The organism is Actinomadura sp. KC345, assembly GCF_004348515.1.
GTDB lineage: Bacteria > Actinomycetota > Actinomycetes > Streptosporangiales > Streptosporangiaceae > Spirillospora.
The window spans coordinates 1-14,748 of record NZ_SMKH01000197.1 but is presented as its reverse complement, the minus strand read 5'-3'; the positions used below and the strand labels follow the sequence as shown (position 1 = coordinate 14,748).

Here is a 14,748-nt window from a genome sequence, read left to right as displayed (position 1 = left end):
GGACTCGCCGGAGGCGACGACCCGGATCGCCGACAGCAGGTCGGCGGGCGGGGTGTCCTTGAGCAGGAAGCCGCTGGCCCCCGCGCGCAGCGCCGAGTAGACGTAGGAGTCCAGGTCGAAGGTCGTGAGGATCAGGACGCGGATGCCGGGGAGGTCGTCGCAGATGCGCCGGGTCGCCTCGATGCCGTCCATCTCGGGCATCCGGACGTCCATGAGGACGAGGTCGGGGCGTTCGCTTCCGGCCAGTTCGACGGCCTCGGCGCCGGTGCCGGCCTCGCCGACGGTGCGAAGGCCGGGCGCGGTGTCGATGAGGACGCGGAAGCTGCCGCGCAGCAGGGCCTGGTCGTCGGCGACGAGGACGCGCAATTCCACGGGATTCCTAGGGTTCGTACGGGAAGGCGGCCGACACGGCGAAACCCCCGTCGGGACGAGGTCCGGCGGTGAAGTCGCCGCCGTACATCATGACGCGTTCGCGCATGCCGATGAGCCCGTGCCCGTCCCCTCCCGGCAGGACGCGCATGCCGGGGCCGTCGTCGGTGACGTCGATGCGCACCCGGAGCCCGTCGGCCTTGAGGCGGACGCGGCAGCGGGCGGGCGCGGCGTGTTTGACGACGTTGGTGACCGCCTCCTGGACGATGCGGTAGGCGGACAGGGCGACGCCTTCGGGAAGCTCACCGGTGTCCACCTCCAGGTCGACGTGGACGCCGGCCATCGCGGCCCGTTCGGCGAGGCCGGTGAGATCGGCCAGCCCCGGGGACGGGGCGAGGTCGGCGTCGGTGCCGCCGGTCCGCAGGACGCCGAGGAGGTGGCGCATCTCGGCGAGTGAGCCGCGGCTCGTCGTCTCGATGACGCGGAGCGCGTCGAGGGCCTCCTGGGGACGGGCCTCCGCGACGTGGACGGCGACGCCGGCCTTGACGGCGATCAGGCTCATGCTGTGCGCGACGACGTCGTGGAGTTCGCGGGCGATGCGCAGCCGCTCGTCCGCGACGGCCCGGTCGGCGAGCTGCCGGGCGGAGCGTGCCGTGTCGGCGCGGCGCTCGCGGACGACGCGGCCGAGCGCCCAGGACGCGCCGAGGACGGCGAGGCCCATCAGCAGCCGTCCGGCGAACTCGGCGTGCCGGTCCGCGGGGCCGGCGATCGCGCCGCCGACGATGACGACGCCGCTGACCGCGCCGATCAGCGGGGTCGGGATCCAGCGGCGGCGGCCGCGGGTGATCGCGACGAGGTAGAGGGCGAACGCGGCGCCGGCGAAGGAGTCCCAGGGCAGGCCGAGGAGCAGCGTCACGGCCGAGGCGGACAGGACGACGAGGAAGACGGGGACGGGCCACAGGCGCCGCACCGCGAGCGGCAGGGCGGTCGCGGCGGCGAGCGGCGCCACCGCGGCCGCGGAGGCGGCGGTGTCCCGGGGCAGGAGCAGCAGCGCGAACGCGTAGAGAACGGCGCCCCCGGCGTCCAGCCCGATCAGGCGGCGCCGGCTGAGCCGCCTGAGGAACGGGGAGCGCAGCTCGGAATCCTCCACATCATCGAAGGTAGCGGGCCGGTCCGGCGGGCGCCTCGTGCCGGCGGGCGTCATACCTGGGTCGGAGGCGCCGCGGCGGTCTCGGAGCACGGTCGCACGCGGCGGTCCCGACCGGGTTCCGATGTGCGGAGGGGCGGTCCCGTACGACCGTCGAGGCATGATCGAGGTACGTGAGCTGACCAAGCGCTACGGCGCGACGACCGCGGTGGACCGCCTGTCGTTCGTGGTGAGGCCGGGCGCGGTGACGGGGTTCCTCGGGCCGAACGGCGCGGGGAAGTCGACGACGATGCGCGTCCTGCTGGGCCTGGACGCGGCGGCGTCCGGCGAGGCCCTGGTGAACGGGGGCCGGTACACGGAGCTGCGGCGGCCGATGCGGGAGGTGGGGGCGCTGCTGGACGCGGGCGCCGTGCACGGCGGGCGCCGGGCGTTCGACCATCTCGGCTGGCTCGCGCGCAGCAACGGGATCGCGGCCCGGCGCGTGACGGAGGTCATGGAGCAGGTGGGCCTGGCCGGAGCGGCGCGCAAGCGGGTCGGAGGGTTCTCGCTCGGGATGCGGCAGCGGCTCGGGATCGCGGCGGCGCTGCTGGGCGATCCGGGGGTGCTGATGTTCGACGAGCCGGTGAACGGGCTGGACCCGGACGGCGTCCGCTGGATCCGGGAGCTGATGCGGGCGCTGGCGGCCGAGGGGCGGACCGTGCTGATCTCCAGCCACCTGATGAGCGAGATGGAGCTGACCGCCGACCGGCTGATCGTCATCGGGCGGGGACGGCTGATCGCCGACACGTCGGTGCGGGAGCTGGCGGACCGGTTCGAGCGCGGGATCCGCGTCCGCTCCCCGCGCCAGGCCGACCTGACCGCCGCGCTCACCGCGGCGGGCGGCGGCGTCGAGGCCATGCCCGGCGGCACCCTGACGGTCACCGGGCTGGACGTCGCCGCGATCGGCGACACGGCCGCGGCGAACGGCATCCCGCTGTACGAGGTGACGCCGTACAGCGCCTCGCTGGAGGACGCCTACATGGAGCTGACCGCCGGCAGCGCCGAGTTCGGGGTGCGTCCAGGCCACGACGGCGGGCCGGCTCTGGAAGGCAGGGTGTCATGACCGACGCGCTCGCGGCGGAGTGGTACAAGCTCCGGTCCGGCCGTTCGACCGCCGCCATGGCCGGCACGGTCGCGCTGTTCCTGTCGCTGTCCCTCCTATGGTCCTGGTACGTGACGCGGTACTGGGACGGGCTCCCGGCCGCGCGGCAGGCGACCGCCCGGGCCGCCCCGCCGGAGCATCCCCTGGCGACCTCGCTGCCGGTGTGCGCCGTCGTGCTGGGCGCGCTCACGATCACGTCGGAGTACGCGTCCGGGATGAGCCGGACGACCCTCGCCGCGGTCCCGCGCCGGCTGACCCTGTTCACGGCGAAGGGCGCGGTGGCCGGGGCCGCCGTGCTCGCGGCCGCGCTGGTGAGCCTGGCGGCCGGTTCCGCGGGCGGCAACGCGATCGTGGGAGAGCGCGCCGTCCCGACGTTCCAGGCCCCGGCGACCGACGTCGCGGCCCATCTGCTGGCGCTCGGCTTCACGACGGCGGCGATCACGCTGATCACATTCGGGCTGGGCGCGGTCCTGCGCTCCACCGCCGCGACGATCACGTCGGGGACGGCGATGCTGATGGTGCTGCCGGCCCTCGCGCGGCCGCTGCCGTCCCCCTGGGACGAACGGGTCTGGTCGGTGATGCCCGGGAACCTGGCCGGTCAGATCGCGGGGACGCCGGGCTCGTCCGGCGACCAGGGCGTCCTGTCCGCACCCGCCGCGGCGCTCTTCCTCGCGGCGTACGTGGCGATCTCGCTGGGCGCGGGCGCGTACGCGTTCACCCGGAGGGACGCATGACGGCCGGCACGACGCCGCATGCGGCGGGGCGCGGCCCGGCAGGGGGGATCGGTGACGCGCTCGCGGCCGAGTGGTGGAAGCTGCGTTCGGTCCGCTCGACCTACTGGGTGCTGTGGGCGACGGCCGCGTTCCTCGGGTTCGTCCTCCTGCTGGCGTTCCAGATGGCCCACGTATGGGACGGCCTGTCCGCCGAGCGCCGCGAGGACCTCATGCTCCGCCCGCTCCAGGAGCTCGGCGGCTGGGGCGCGGGGCTGTCCCTGGCGGTCCTCGGCGTCCTGTCCGTCACGTCCGAGTACCGCACCGGCCTGATCCGCGCCACGTTCGCGGTGCTCCCCCGCCGCCGGACGGTGCTCGCGGCCAAGGCGGCGGTGATCGGCGCCGTCGCCCTCGTCGCGGGGGAGGTGGTGACGATCGGCTCGCTCCTCGGGACGCGGCTCATCGTCGGCGACCGGCCGTTCCCCGACCAGGACGCGTCCGTCGCCCACCACCTGCCGGACGCCGTCATCTCGGGGACGTCGGTGGCCATGTTCGCGCTGCTCGGCCTGGCGCTCGGCGTGCTGCTGCGCTCGACGGCCGGGGCGCTCGTCTCGGTGGTCTTCCTGTGGCACGTCCTGCCGATACTGGTCTTCCAGTTGCCGGAACCGTGGAACGAGCGGATCGGGTCGGTGGTCCCCGGAGCCCTGGCCGCCCAGGCGGCCGGGCTCGGCGCGGACGACTCCGTCTTCGGCGATCTCCTGTCGCCGGGCGCGGCGGCGGCCCTGATGGCGGCGTACGCGCTCGTGCCGCTCGGTCTCGCCGCGTTCACGCTCACTCGCCGGGACGTCTGACGGGGCCCGGGACACACAAGCGGCGGCGTCCCCGTGCGGGGCGCCGCCGTTCGCTCATGCGCGGCGCTGCGTCAGCCCGCCCGGAGGGAGGACGTCCGGATCGCCAGGCGCTCGCGGAGCATGTCGATGGCCTCGTCGATGCGGGGTGCGGCGGCCTGGGCGCGCACGCGGCGGCCGTCGATCTCGGCGACGGCCTGCGCCAGCGCCGGGCGCGGCAGCGACGGGTCGGCCACGACGCTCAGCGTGACCTGGACGGACGTGAAGCCCTCGGTGCCCTTCAGCGCGGTCTGGACGGCGCGCTCCGCCGCCGCGCGCTCGTGCGCGCTGACATCACCCGAGGTCAGGAACCGGATCTCGGGTCGTTCCCTTGTCGCGTTCATGACTCCCCCATGCACGATGTGGTCGTCGCCCCTCTTGAGCGGTGGGGCGGATCGCTTCTCACACCACCCAACGCCGCACGCATCCCGGACCACACCCGTGCGGGACGAGAGCTTCATCACGCGGCCGGAATCCACCCGGCCGAAGGCAGGCGGCCATGGCATGATCTGCGCGGTGGCGGGCCCCGGAAATTCACCGGAATGGAGGGCCGCCGTTGTACCGGCGTCACACGACGACCAGCGGAATGACCAGCCGGGATTGGTCGCCCGGACCGGCGGAGAAGACCGGGCAATTCATGCACCAACGGTGACTCGGACGCCATGGAAATGATCGCACGGCCAGAGTCGGTTGTCACCGCGGCGCCACGTTCCGCAGCGGTCCGGCCACCGACGGCACAGGTCAAGGCCATGCGCACCGGCCCTCGGCGTAACCTCGCGCACGTTCACCGCGAACACCGGACGATTCCGACCGGACGGGATTTTCGTACTTCCCAAAAACCCTGCCGCATCCTCTAACATAGGGCGGTGCCGACACACCCCCGAGCAGACCCGTCGACTGGCTGGTGACCCCTTGTCCCAGGATTCAGCTGCCCCAACACCTCCGTCCGAAGGTGATCCGGCCGGACGGCTGATCGATTATCCCCGGCGCGGCGGACCCACCGTCCTGCGCATTCTGCTCGGCGCACAACTGCGCCGGCTCCGGGAGGACCGCGGCATCTCCACCGAGCAGGCGGGCTACGAGATCCGCGGCTCGCATTCCAAGATCAGCCGGATGGAGCTCGGCCGCGTCGGGTTCAAGGAGCGCGACGTCGCCGACCTGCTCACCCTGTACAACGTGTCCGACCCCGCCGCGCGCGCTCCGCTGCTGGAGCTGGCCAAGGAGGCCAACACCCCCGGATGGTGGCACCGGTACGGCGACGTGCTGCCCAGCTGGTTCGAGGTGTACCTCGGCTTGGAGGAGGCCGCCTCGCTCCTGCGCACCTACGAGCTGCAGTTCGTCCCGGGGCTCCTGCAGACCGAGGACTACGCGCGCGCCGTCGTCCGGCTCGGCTTCTCCGACGCCGCCGAGGACGAGGTCGAGCGGCGGGTGCAGCTCCGCACGACCCGGCAGGAGCGGTTCACCTCGCCGGGCGCGCCGACGCTGTGGGCGGTCGTGGACGAGGCGGTCGTCCGCCGTCCGCTCGGCGGCCGCGACGTCATGCGCCGCCAGATCGAGCACCTGATCGAGGTGTCCGAGCTGCCCCACGTCACCCTGCAGATCGTGCCGTTCGGCGCGGGCGGGCACGCCGCGGCGGGCGGCCCCTTCACGATCCTGCGGTTCGCCGAGCCCGGCCTGTCCGACGTCGTCTACCTGGAGCAGCTCACCAGTGCGCTCTACCTCGACAAGCCGACGGACGTCGACACCTACATGCGCGCCATGAACAACCTCTGCATCACCGCCGCGCGCCCCGACGATACCCCGGCGCAGCTCACCAGGATCCTCAACGACCTCTGACCCGCTGCGCGCCAGGGCGGCCTAGGGGGCGGGGCCGTCGAGGACGCGCTGGTCGCGGCTGCGGCTGCCGCCGCGGAACTCGGCCACGACCTCGCCGTCCGCGACGCGGCGCACCGTCACGTCGTAGATGCCGCTGCGGCCGTAGCGGGTGCGTTCGACCGCGGCCGCCTCCAGGACGTCCCCGGTGCGGGCCGGCGCGACGAAGACGACGTCGGCGGACGCCGCGACCGTCACGGCGTCATGGGTGTTGCACGCGTAGGCGAACGCGGAGTCGGCGAGGAGGAACACGTAGCCGCCGTGCGCGATGCCGTGGCCGTTGACCATGGTGTCGCCGACCGCCATCCGCAGCCGCGCCCGTCCGGGCGCGATCTCGGTGATCTCCATCGCGAGGTCCTGGGCCACCTTGTCCCGTGCGTACATGGTCTCGGCGCATCGCCGCGCCACCTCAGCCGCGTCGTCCACCCGCCCAGGGTAGTGACGGGGCGGAATCAGTGGAGATCTTGCGGGAAGGCCATGGGGGGTCCGGAAGTTATGGAGACGGACGCGCCGGGCGGCGCGGCCGATGTGGAGCCTGGACGAAGGAGATGACCATGCTGTTCGGCAAGGAGCACGTCGAGCGCTACCAGGAGACCGACGGTGAAGAGGGGCACGACTGGCAGGGCACCGTCACCCTGCTGCTGACCACGACCGGGCGCCGCACCGGGAAGGAGCGCACGACACCGCTCATCTACCAGCCCGAAGGCGACGCGTACGTGATCGTGGCCTCCTTGGGCGGCGCGGACCACAACCCGCTCTGGTACGAGAACCTCCAAGCGGACCCCGAGGTGAAGGTCCAGGTCAAGGGAGACAAGTTCACCGCGCGGGCGCGCACCGCGACGCCCGAGGAGAAGCCCGCGCTGTGGCGGAAGATGGCCGCCACCTGGCCCGCGTACGACGAGTACCAGCAGAAGACGACCCGGGACATTCCCGTGGTCGTGCTCGAACGCACCTGAGCCGCGCCGTTCCCTTTCGCGGGACGGGCGGGACGTGTAGCGTCGCCGTAGAACATCCATTCGACCATCGCCCGTCCGACGCAGCCGAGGTGCCGAGGTGCCGACGTCACACCGTGCCGACACCCGACAGCGGACCGACACCCGACAGCGGACCGGTGCCGAACCGCGTGCCGGTGCCGAACCGCGTGCCGGTGCCGGAACCGGTGACGGCGAACCGCCGCCGCGGCTGCTCAGGCGCTGGGAGATCGGCGCACCGGACGGCACGGGCCCGGTGGCCGCCGGGCCCGGCGGCCGGTGCTGGCGCGTCGGCACCGCCGGCGGCGCGTACTTCCTCAAGGAGTACGCCGAACCCGATCGGCGGCGCCTGCTGTTTCAGCACGCCGTGACCACCGCGCTGGACGAGGCCGGTCTCCCGGTGCTCGCGCCGGTGCCCGCGCGCGGCGGCCGGACGCTGGTCACCGCCGCCGGGCGCGGCTACGCCCTGTACCCGTGGGTCGGCGGCCGCGGGCGCGGCGGGCTGGAACTCACGTTCGCCCAGTGCGAGAGCCTCGGTGCGCTGCTCGGCCGGTTGCACGCGACGCTCGACGGGCTGACGCCGCCGGTGCAGCAGAGCCTGCTGATCCCGGCGCCGCGCGCCGCGGACGCGGCCGCCGCCGTCGACGCGATGCTGCGGGACGTCCCGGACGACGGCGGCACCGACTTCGACGCGCTGACCGGACGCCGGCTGCGGGAGCGGCGCGGGCTGCTGGCCGAGTTCGCCGACCACCAGCCGCCGGAGATCGAGGTGAGCACCGTCGGCCATCTGCACGGCGCGTTCCATGCCGGGCACCTGCGCTACGGCGGGTCGGGCAACGTCACCGCCGTCCTCGGCTGGGACGCGCTGGCGACCGGCCCGGTCGCCGGGGAGGTCGTGCGGGCGGCGGCGCGGCTGTTCGCGTGCGAGGACGAGCGCGGGCTCGACCTCGACCGGGTCCAGGCGTTCGTGGGCGGCCACCGGTCGGCGTTCCCGCTGGACGCGGGCCAGATCCAGTCGGCGGTGCACCGCGAGTGGTGGGAGCGGCTCTGCGACGTCGCGCCGCTGCGGAACCGGTACCTGGGCGAGGAGGGCGCCGGCGAGCGCGGTTCCGCGGCGCTGGTGAACTGGTGGTCGGCGCACCTGGAGGGCACCCTGGAGGCGTTCGCGGCGCCCTACACCGCCGGATACGCGGACGCGCCGGGCGGCAGCCCCGCTTACGGCTGATCTTGCACCTCCCGCCCGCTCCGGGGTAGGGAGAGCAGCGCCGGTCTCCACGTGACCGGCTCCTGCGCGGACCATGGGAGACATCGGGAGAGTGGAATCATGACATCCGTAGCGATGCTCGGCACCGGGATCATGGGCGCGGCGATGGCCCGCACCCTGCTCAGGGACGGCCACCAGGTCACGGCGTGGAACCGCACGCGGTCGCGCGCCGAGCCGCTCGCGGCCGACGGCGCGGCCGTCGCCGGCTCCCCCGCCGAGGCGGCCGCCGGGGCCGAGGTGGTCATCACGATGCTGGACGGCGGCGAGACGGCGCTGTCGGTCATGAAGGACGCGTCGCCGTCGCTGCGGCCGGGACAGATCTGGGCGCAGATGGGCACGGTGGGCGTCGCGTCCGTGCCGGGCCTCGCCGGGTTCGCCGCCGAGCGGGGGCTCACGTTCGTCGACGCGCCCGTCCAGGGGACGAAGCAGCCCGCCGAGCAGGGAAGGCTGATGGTCCTCGCGGCCGGGCCGCACGACGCGCGAACCGTCCTGGGGCCGGTCTTCGACTCGGTCGGCAGCCGGACGGTGTGGCTGGACGAGGACGGGGCGAGCGGCGCGGGCACCCGTCTCAAGCTCGCCGCGGTGAGCTACGCCATCTCGCTCACCTCCGTCGTCGCCGAGTCGGTCGCGCTGACCGAGGGGCTCGGGCTCGACCCCGCCCTGCTCGGCGAGATCCTCACCGGCGGCCCGCTCGACAGCGCCTACCTCCAGGTCAAGATGAAGGCGATGCTCGCCGGGGACTTCGAGCCGAGCTTCGCCGTCCGCAACGCGGAGAAGAACACGCGGCTGATCCACGAGTCCGCCGAGGCGGCGGGGATCCGCGTCGACGTGAACGACGCGGCGGGCGCCCGCTTCCGCCGCGTCATCGACCAGGGACACGGCGACGAGGACATGGCCGCCACCTACCGCGCGAGCTTCTCCGCCTGATCCCCGCCGGGAGCCCCGCGGACGAGCAGCAAAACTGGAAAACACTGGAAGTGTCCGGAAGTACCTGTACTGTCTGCCGCATGTCCCGGTCCCCCGGCGTCCCGACCCCCGACGAGCTGGAGACGCGCATCACCGAACTGCGCGCCGCCGTGCGGCGGGCGATGGCGGGCGGCGACCGGCGGGAGGCCCGTGAGCTGCGCGCCGAGTTGCGCGGAGCCGAGCAGGCCTGGGACGACGCCGTCCTCGGCGAAGGCGGCGCCGCCACGAGCGGCCGTGGAGGCACCGCCCCCGGGGGCCGGGGAGGCGAGGGACGCGAACGCGGCGGAGAGCAGCGGGGGCTGCTGCCCGTCCGGGAGCAGGTGCACCAGGCGCTGACGCTGCTCGGCGCGCCGGCCGCGCCCAAGCTGATCGGGTCGGTGTACGCGGCGTTCTTCCCCGGCGAGATACCGGGGACCCGGCTGACGAGCCTGCGCCGCGACGAGGAGCGCTCGTTCCGGACCGCCCCGTACGCGCGTCCCTACTACCTGTGCGCCGCACTGACCGCCGATCTGCTCGCTCCCGCCCGCGGGCTGCTCACCGTGAGCACCTGGCCGCTGGAGCAGCGCGTCGTCGGGCCGCTCAGCCCGCGGACCGACTTCCTGACGTCCGCGTGCCGGCTGGCCGAGCAGGCCGGCCGCGGCGACCCGAGTCCCGACGTGCAGCGGCTCCTGTGGCGTTTCGCGTCCAACATTCCGGGGGCGGTCGCCGGTACGGTCGGTACCGTCGATCCGGCCGTGCTCGCCGAGGCGGCGAGGGCGGAGCTGGACGTGCACCGTGAGACCGACCGGCGGGGGCGCGCGTCCGCCGCCGGGCGCGCCAGGGCACGGCTCGACGACGCGGAACTGCTGTTCGGCAGCCGCCTCCGGGCCCTGCGGGACACCGGAGGCCGGTCCGCCGGCATGGGAGAGACGGACACATGACCGAGACCGCGCCGGACCTGGACCGGCTGCGCGGCGGCGCTCCCCCGCGCAATCACGACGCCCGCACGATCGCCGCGCTGACCTCCAATCCCGGCTGCGCCCGCCGCGGGGTGATGGACGCGGCCGGCGTCGACAAGGACGCGGTGGCGCGGGAGCTGGGCTTCCCCGCGCCGTTCGGGCAGTCGCAGTTCGCGATCACGCGCGGGAACGCGTTCGAGGCGCAGGTGAAGGCGGACGGGTGCGCGGAGCTGCTGACGCTGCTGCGCGAGCGGCTCGGCCTCGACGTTCCCGAGGTCGCCTACGACGACCTGGAGGTGGTCGCGGGCAACGAGGGCCGCGAGCTGCGGCACTCGCGGACGCGGCGGCTCGTCGCCCGCGCGCTGGAGTCCGGCGAGGGCACGCTGTTCGACCACCCGCTGCTGCGGCTCGACATCGCCGGGACGCTCGCCTACCTGGAGCCGGACGTCATCGCGTTCCAGCTCGCGGGGCGGCTGCACGTCATCGAGATCAAGTCGTTCGCCGTGGTGGACGGCCAGGCCGAGCCCGAGCAGGTCGCCGCGGCGGCGCGGCAGTCGGCGGTGTACGTGCTGGCGCTGCGCCGGCTGGTCGCCGAGCTGGGCCACGACCCCGGCCGGGTGTCCCATGAGGTGTTCCTGGTGTGCCCGGAGAACTTCTCCAACCGCCCGACGGCGGCGCCGCTCGACGTGCGGCCGCAGCTCGCCGTCCTGGAGCGGCAGCTCGCCCGCCTCACCCGCATCGACGAGATCCTGGCGGCGCTGCCCGGCGACCTCACGTTCGAGCCCGGGGAGGGGCTCGCCGAGTCGGTCCGCACGGTCGAGGCCCGGTACGCGCCCGAGTGCATGTCGGGCTGCGAGATGGCCTTGTTCTGCCGGGACGAGGCACGCGCGTGCGGTTCGACCGGTGCGCTCGGCCGGTCCGTCCGCGACGACCTCGGCGGCGTCGACACGATCGGGACCGCGCTGGCACTGGCGGACGGGTCGCTGACCCCGTCCGACGACCTCGCGGAGACGGCCGGGCAGCTGCGCGCGGCGGCCCGCCTCCGCGCCGAGGCACTGGAGGGAGTCGCGTGATCGGTCCATGAGTGCGCTGTCGTCGCTGGCGCGGCTGGAGGCGGCGGCCGCGGGGGTCGCGCGGCCGCTCGCGACGGTGCGGCACTGCCATGTGCCGGACGCGCCGCTGGTCCTGGTGCCGCTGCGGCTGGCCGGGGAGGCGGCCGCGCCGCTGGCCGCGATGGTCGGGAGCGCCCCGGGCGACGCGGCGCTGCTGGTGGTGCCGCAGCCGCGCAACCGCGACCTGCGGTTCGCGTTCGCCGCCGATCTCGCCAAGCTCGTCCTGAACCACATCGAGACGAGCAGGGGCGCGGTGGAGGAGCTGCCGCCCGGCAAGGAGGGCGAGGAGCGGATCCGGTACGAGGACGCGCCGCAGCTGCTCGTCCCGAACCGGGGCGGTGTCGCGTTCCTGCGGATGATGGGGCGGTCGACGCGCTTCCGCAGCACCGAGGGGCCGTACGCGGTGGACCCGGCGGTGCCGGTGCTCGGCCGGTGGCTGACATGGTTCGCCGACCGGTACGACCATCCCGGGTCGTCGCTGCTGGGCGCGATGACGGAGATGCTGCGGCTGCACTGGGCGACGGGCCAGAGCTCGCTGGAGGACGGCAACCTCGCGGCGCTGATGGGCTGGATCGACCCGCCCGGCGGGCTCGACGGCCCGGCCGCCGCGGCGCGCGCGGAGGATCCGGTGGCGTGCCCGCCGGCGGGACCGGCGACGGATCCGACGTTCGACAACGAGGTCCTCGCCCCGGCGATCGCCGCCTACGACCGCGCCGGCCCCGGCTCCCGCGCCGAGGAGCGGCTGCGCGCCGCCGTCGCGAGCCAGCTCACCCCGGCCTGGGACCTGATGTGGCGGGCCGTCGAGCTGCTCCGGGCGCTGCCGGAGGGGGCGAGCGTGCCGAAGCGCTGGGAGCGCGACCGTGACGCGTTCACGTACTACCACCAGACGTTCGGCGAGGCCTACCCCCAGGCGCGCCGCGACCCGCCCGTGCGCGCGGCGCGGCGGCTGCACGACCTCGAACGGGCCCAGGACGCCTACGACGCGCAGCGGGCCTTCGACGATCCCCTCGTCATGGCCGAGCACCGGCTCGCGGGCCAGGCGTTCGGCGGCGTGGTCACCGAATGCGACCCGGCCCGGCTGGACGAGACGGGCAAGCGGCCCAAGCTCCGCCCCCGCCTGTGGATCGGGACGCGGGACCCGCTGCGGCTCGACGCCGGGACGACCGTGTGCAACGCGGCGCGCCCGGCGCTCAAGGGGAGGATCGTCGAGATCGCCGACGGCGCCGTGCTGCTGGAGCTGACCGGCGGGATGGGCCGCAAGCTCACGCCCGAGCCCGGCGCCGTCCCCGAGGTGGGCGACCGGGTCTGCTTCACGTCGCTGACGGACGGCTCGTTCGGCGCCGCGAAGTTCCCCGACCGGGAGGACACGCCGTGGACGCACGGCGGGCCGCCCGGAGAGTACGTTCCGACGGACGAGGACGCCGAAGAGGAATGGTCGTGACCGAGACCGCGGGCCGCCCGGCGCGGGCGGACGCTCTTGCCCCTGCCGACGCGGCGGCGCGGGTCGTCGACGGCGTGCTGGCCGATCTCGGCGCCGGGCACCGCGGCGTGGTGGTCGACTCCCCGCCGGGCGCCGGGAAGTCCACGCTGGTCGTGCGCGCCGCCGCCCACCTGGCGGAGGCGGGCGAGCGCCTGATGATCGTGGCGCAGACGAACGAGCAGGTCGACGACCTCATCGAGCGCATCGCCGCCGAGCACCCGGAGATCACGCTCGGGCGGCTGTCGGCGTCGGGGTACGTCCCGTCCGAGCGCGTCGCGGCACATCCGGCGGTCCGGGTCGCGCAGAAGGCCGGCGACCTGGCCGAGCACACCGTCGTGATCGCCACCGCGGCCAAGTGGGCGACGCTCTCGGACGGGACGTGGCCGTGGGCGATCGTGGACGAGGCGTACCAGATGCGCTCGGACATGCTGCTGCGCATCGCCGGCCGGTTCGAGCGGGCGCTGTTCGTGGGCGACCCCGGGCAGCTCGACCCGTTCTCCACGGTCGAGGTGGAGCGCTGGGCGGGCCTGACGTGGGACCCGATGCGCAGCGCCGTGTCGGTGCTGCTGGCGCACAACCCGGACCTGCCCGTCCACCGGCTCCCCGTGTCGTGGCGGCTGCCCGCGTCGGCCGCGCCGGTGGTGTCGGAGGCGTTCTACCCGTTCACCGGGTTCCGCGCCGGGACGGGTCCCGGCGACCGGCGGCTGGAGTTCGGCGCGCGCGGCATGGGCACCACCTACGACCGGGCGCTCGAAGAGGCAGCGGCCACCGGCTGGAGCCTCTACGAGCTGCCCGCCCGGCACACGCTGCGCACCGACGCGGAGGCCGTGCGCGCGACGGCGGCGCTCGCCGTCCGGCTCCTCCAGCGCGGTCCCGTCGCGCACTCGGAACGGGGATCGGCCCCCGTCGGCGCGGCGCGCGTCGCGGTCGGCGCGGCCCACCGCGACCAGGTCACGGCGATCCGCGCCGCGCTCGGCCCGCACGGCGAGGGCATCACCGTCGACACCGCCAACCGGCTCCAGGGCCGCGAGTACGACGTGACGGTCGTGCTGCACCCCCTGTCGGGCCGCCGCGACGCCACGGCCTTCCACCTGGAGGCGGGGCGCCTGTGCGTGCTGGCGTCCCGGCACCGGCACGCGTGCGTCGTGGTGGCCCGCGCGGGCATCCCCGAGCTGCTGGACGCGCACCCGTCCGCCGAACCCGTGCATCTCGGCGTGCCGGTGAAGTTCCCGGACGGCTGGGAGGCCAACCAGTCCGTCCTCGCCCACCTGTACCGCCACCGCGTTCCGGCGGGCTGAACGCCAAGAAAGATCTTCGACTTGCGGAGATCGCGCCGCCCTGTACGAGCGAGGGCCTCGGACGGATACTGTGAGAGCCGGTGCCTCAGCGATCAGGGGAGGGACATGGAGGACATCGGCTTCATGTGCGCTCGCTGCGGCGGCGAGGTGCACGACGTCACGCACAACCGCGAGGGCTCCCTCGACGGCGTGGGCTACCGCCACAACCGGCGGGTGGAGCCGTGGGACCACGAGCTGGAGCTCGCCGTCGGAGAACCCGTCCCGCAGGACCAGGGCTGCGACTTCTGCGGCGCCTCCGGGCCGAGCTGGCTCTACTACCCCACGCTGGACCCCGAGGACACCGACATGTTCGAGGTCGAGCTGGACACCACGCACCTGTCGGACGACGACACGGCCGTCGCCGTCCTCAACATGCTCTACCCCTGGTACGCGTGCGACACGTGCTCCGTCCTCGTCGCCGACCGCAACGTCGACGTCCTCATCGACCGCGCCCTCGACCGCACCCCCGTCCTCGACGACGGCCCCGTGGACGAGGAGACGGTCCGCGCACGCCTCAGGGGCTCCCTCTCGGTCTTCTTCACCACCCGCCCCGG

At 74.3% G+C, this 14,748-nt stretch carries 16 protein-coding genes; 12 read left to right on the top strand and 4 right to left on the bottom strand.

The features are described 5' to 3' along the window. Together E1281_RS26985 and E1281_RS26980 are read right to left on the bottom strand one after the other, a co-directional pair. Nucleotides 1-372: response regulator transcription factor (locus tag E1281_RS26985; protein WP_131882518.1), on the bottom strand; the 372-nt coding region annotated here is incomplete at its 3' end. A 7-nt stretch (nucleotides 373-379) separates the two neighbouring features. Continuing rightward, nucleotides 380-1,519 (bottom strand): sensor histidine kinase, encoded by a 1,140-nt coding sequence (locus E1281_RS26980; protein WP_207943509.1) that lies wholly within the window; start codon nucleotides 1,517-1,519, stop codon nucleotides 380-382. Nucleotides 1,520-1,676: 157 nt separating this feature from the next. Here E1281_RS26980 and E1281_RS26975 point away from each other — a divergent pair, with 157 nt between their 5' ends. From E1281_RS26975 to E1281_RS26965, 3 genes are read left to right on the top strand one after another with little or no spacing between them, the layout of a single operon-like run. Continuing rightward, entirely contained in the window at nucleotides 1,677-2,618 is a 942-nt protein-coding gene (locus E1281_RS26975; protein ID WP_131882516.1) for an ATP-binding cassette domain-containing protein, read from the top strand. Further along, nucleotides 2,615-3,391: an ABC transporter permease subunit gene (locus E1281_RS26970; protein ID WP_131882515.1), complete on the top strand. Its 777-nt coding sequence runs from the start codon at nucleotides 2,615-2,617 to the stop codon at nucleotides 3,389-3,391. Before E1281_RS26975 ends, E1281_RS26970 begins: the two co-directional genes overlap by 4 nt. Continuing rightward, nucleotides 3,388-4,218: an ABC transporter permease subunit gene (locus E1281_RS26965; protein ID WP_131882514.1), complete on the top strand. Its 831-nt coding sequence runs from the start codon at nucleotides 3,388-3,390 to the stop codon at nucleotides 4,216-4,218. The genes E1281_RS26970 and E1281_RS26965 overlap by 4 nt, the downstream gene beginning before the upstream one ends. 71 nt (nucleotides 4,219-4,289) lie before the next feature. On the opposite strand, the gene E1281_RS26960 is transcribed toward E1281_RS26965, so the two are convergent. Further along, nucleotides 4,290-4,598, bottom strand: coding sequence for a hypothetical protein (locus E1281_RS26960; RefSeq protein WP_131882513.1), 309 nt, complete (start codon nucleotides 4,596-4,598; stop codon nucleotides 4,290-4,292). A 625-nt stretch (nucleotides 4,599-5,223) separates the two neighbouring features. Between E1281_RS26960 and E1281_RS26955 the strand changes: the two genes are divergently transcribed. Further along, nucleotides 5,224-6,090: a helix-turn-helix transcriptional regulator gene (locus tag E1281_RS26955; protein WP_131882522.1), complete on the top strand. Its 867-nt coding sequence runs from the start codon at nucleotides 5,224-5,226 to the stop codon at nucleotides 6,088-6,090. Between the two features lie 21 nt (nucleotides 6,091-6,111). Here the strand turns inward: E1281_RS26955 and paaI are convergent, their stop codons facing one another. Next, a complete protein-coding gene (paaI, locus tag E1281_RS26950; RefSeq protein ID WP_347813312.1) occupies nucleotides 6,112-6,552 on the bottom strand; it encodes a hydroxyphenylacetyl-CoA thioesterase PaaI in 441 nt (146 codons plus the stop codon). Between the two features lie 128 nt (nucleotides 6,553-6,680). Between paaI and E1281_RS26945 the strand changes: the two genes are divergently transcribed. From E1281_RS26945 to E1281_RS26910, 8 genes are all read left to right on the top strand, one after another. Beyond that, a complete protein-coding gene (locus tag E1281_RS26945) occupies nucleotides 6,681-7,082 on the top strand; it encodes a nitroreductase family deazaflavin-dependent oxidoreductase (protein ID WP_131882521.1) in 402 nt (133 codons plus the stop codon). A 97-nt stretch (nucleotides 7,083-7,179) separates the two neighbouring features. After that, a complete protein-coding gene (locus E1281_RS26940) occupies nucleotides 7,180-8,322 on the top strand; it encodes a phosphotransferase (RefSeq protein ID WP_243717451.1) in 1,143 nt (380 codons plus the stop codon). A gap of 99 nt (nucleotides 8,323-8,421) precedes the next feature. Then, on the top strand, nucleotides 8,422-9,288 hold the full coding sequence (locus E1281_RS26935) for an NAD(P)-dependent oxidoreductase (protein WP_131882512.1): 867 nt from the start codon (nucleotides 8,422-8,424) through the stop codon (nucleotides 9,286-9,288). A gap of 80 nt (nucleotides 9,289-9,368) precedes the next feature. Next, entirely contained in the window at nucleotides 9,369-10,247 is an 879-nt protein-coding gene (locus E1281_RS26930; protein WP_131882511.1) for a hypothetical protein, read from the top strand. Next, nucleotides 10,244-11,338 (top strand): hypothetical protein, encoded by a 1,095-nt coding sequence (locus tag E1281_RS26925; protein WP_131882509.1) that lies wholly within the window; start codon nucleotides 10,244-10,246, stop codon nucleotides 11,336-11,338. The genes E1281_RS26930 and E1281_RS26925 overlap by 4 nt, the downstream gene beginning before the upstream one ends. Nucleotides 11,339-11,345: 7 nt before the next feature. Continuing rightward, entirely contained in the window at nucleotides 11,346-12,818 is a 1,473-nt protein-coding gene (locus E1281_RS26920; protein ID WP_131882507.1) for a hypothetical protein, read from the top strand. Continuing rightward, nucleotides 12,815-14,155, top strand: a complete 1,341-nt coding sequence (locus E1281_RS26915) for an AAA family ATPase (protein ID WP_243717449.1) — start codon at nucleotides 12,815-12,817, stop codon at nucleotides 14,153-14,155. Before E1281_RS26920 ends, E1281_RS26915 begins: the two co-directional genes overlap by 4 nt. Before the next feature lie 105 nt (nucleotides 14,156-14,260). Next, nucleotides 14,261-14,748: hypothetical protein (locus tag E1281_RS26910; RefSeq protein ID WP_131882504.1), on the top strand; the 488-nt coding region annotated here is incomplete at its 3' end.

What these genes read in the sequence shown, in the direction of transcription:
- E1281_RS26975 (WP_131882516.1), top strand. Translation starts at nt 1,677, where the DNA reads ATGATCGAGGTACGTGAGCTGACCAAGCGCTACGGCGCGACGACCGCG.
- E1281_RS26925 (WP_131882509.1), top strand. Translation starts at nt 10,244, where the DNA reads ATGACCGAGACCGCGCCGGACCTGGACCGGCTGCGCGGCGGCGCTCCC.
- E1281_RS26960 (WP_131882513.1), bottom strand. Translation starts at nt 4,598, where the DNA reads ATGAACGCGACAAGGGAACGACCCGAGATCCGGTTCCTGACCTCGGGT.
- E1281_RS26965 (WP_131882514.1), top strand. Translation starts at nt 3,388, where the DNA reads ATGACGGCCGGCACGACGCCGCATGCGGCGGGGCGCGGCCCGGCAGGG.
- E1281_RS26935 (WP_131882512.1), top strand. Translation starts at nt 8,422, where the DNA reads ATGACATCCGTAGCGATGCTCGGCACCGGGATCATGGGCGCGGCGATG.
- E1281_RS26970 (WP_131882515.1), top strand. Translation starts at nt 2,615, where the DNA reads ATGACCGACGCGCTCGCGGCGGAGTGGTACAAGCTCCGGTCCGGCCGT.
- E1281_RS26930 (WP_131882511.1), top strand. Translation starts at nt 9,369, where the DNA reads ATGTCCCGGTCCCCCGGCGTCCCGACCCCCGACGAGCTGGAGACGCGC.
- E1281_RS26920 (WP_131882507.1), top strand. Translation starts at nt 11,346, where the DNA reads ATGAGTGCGCTGTCGTCGCTGGCGCGGCTGGAGGCGGCGGCCGCGGGG.
- E1281_RS26945 (WP_131882521.1), top strand. Translation starts at nt 6,681, where the DNA reads ATGCTGTTCGGCAAGGAGCACGTCGAGCGCTACCAGGAGACCGACGGT.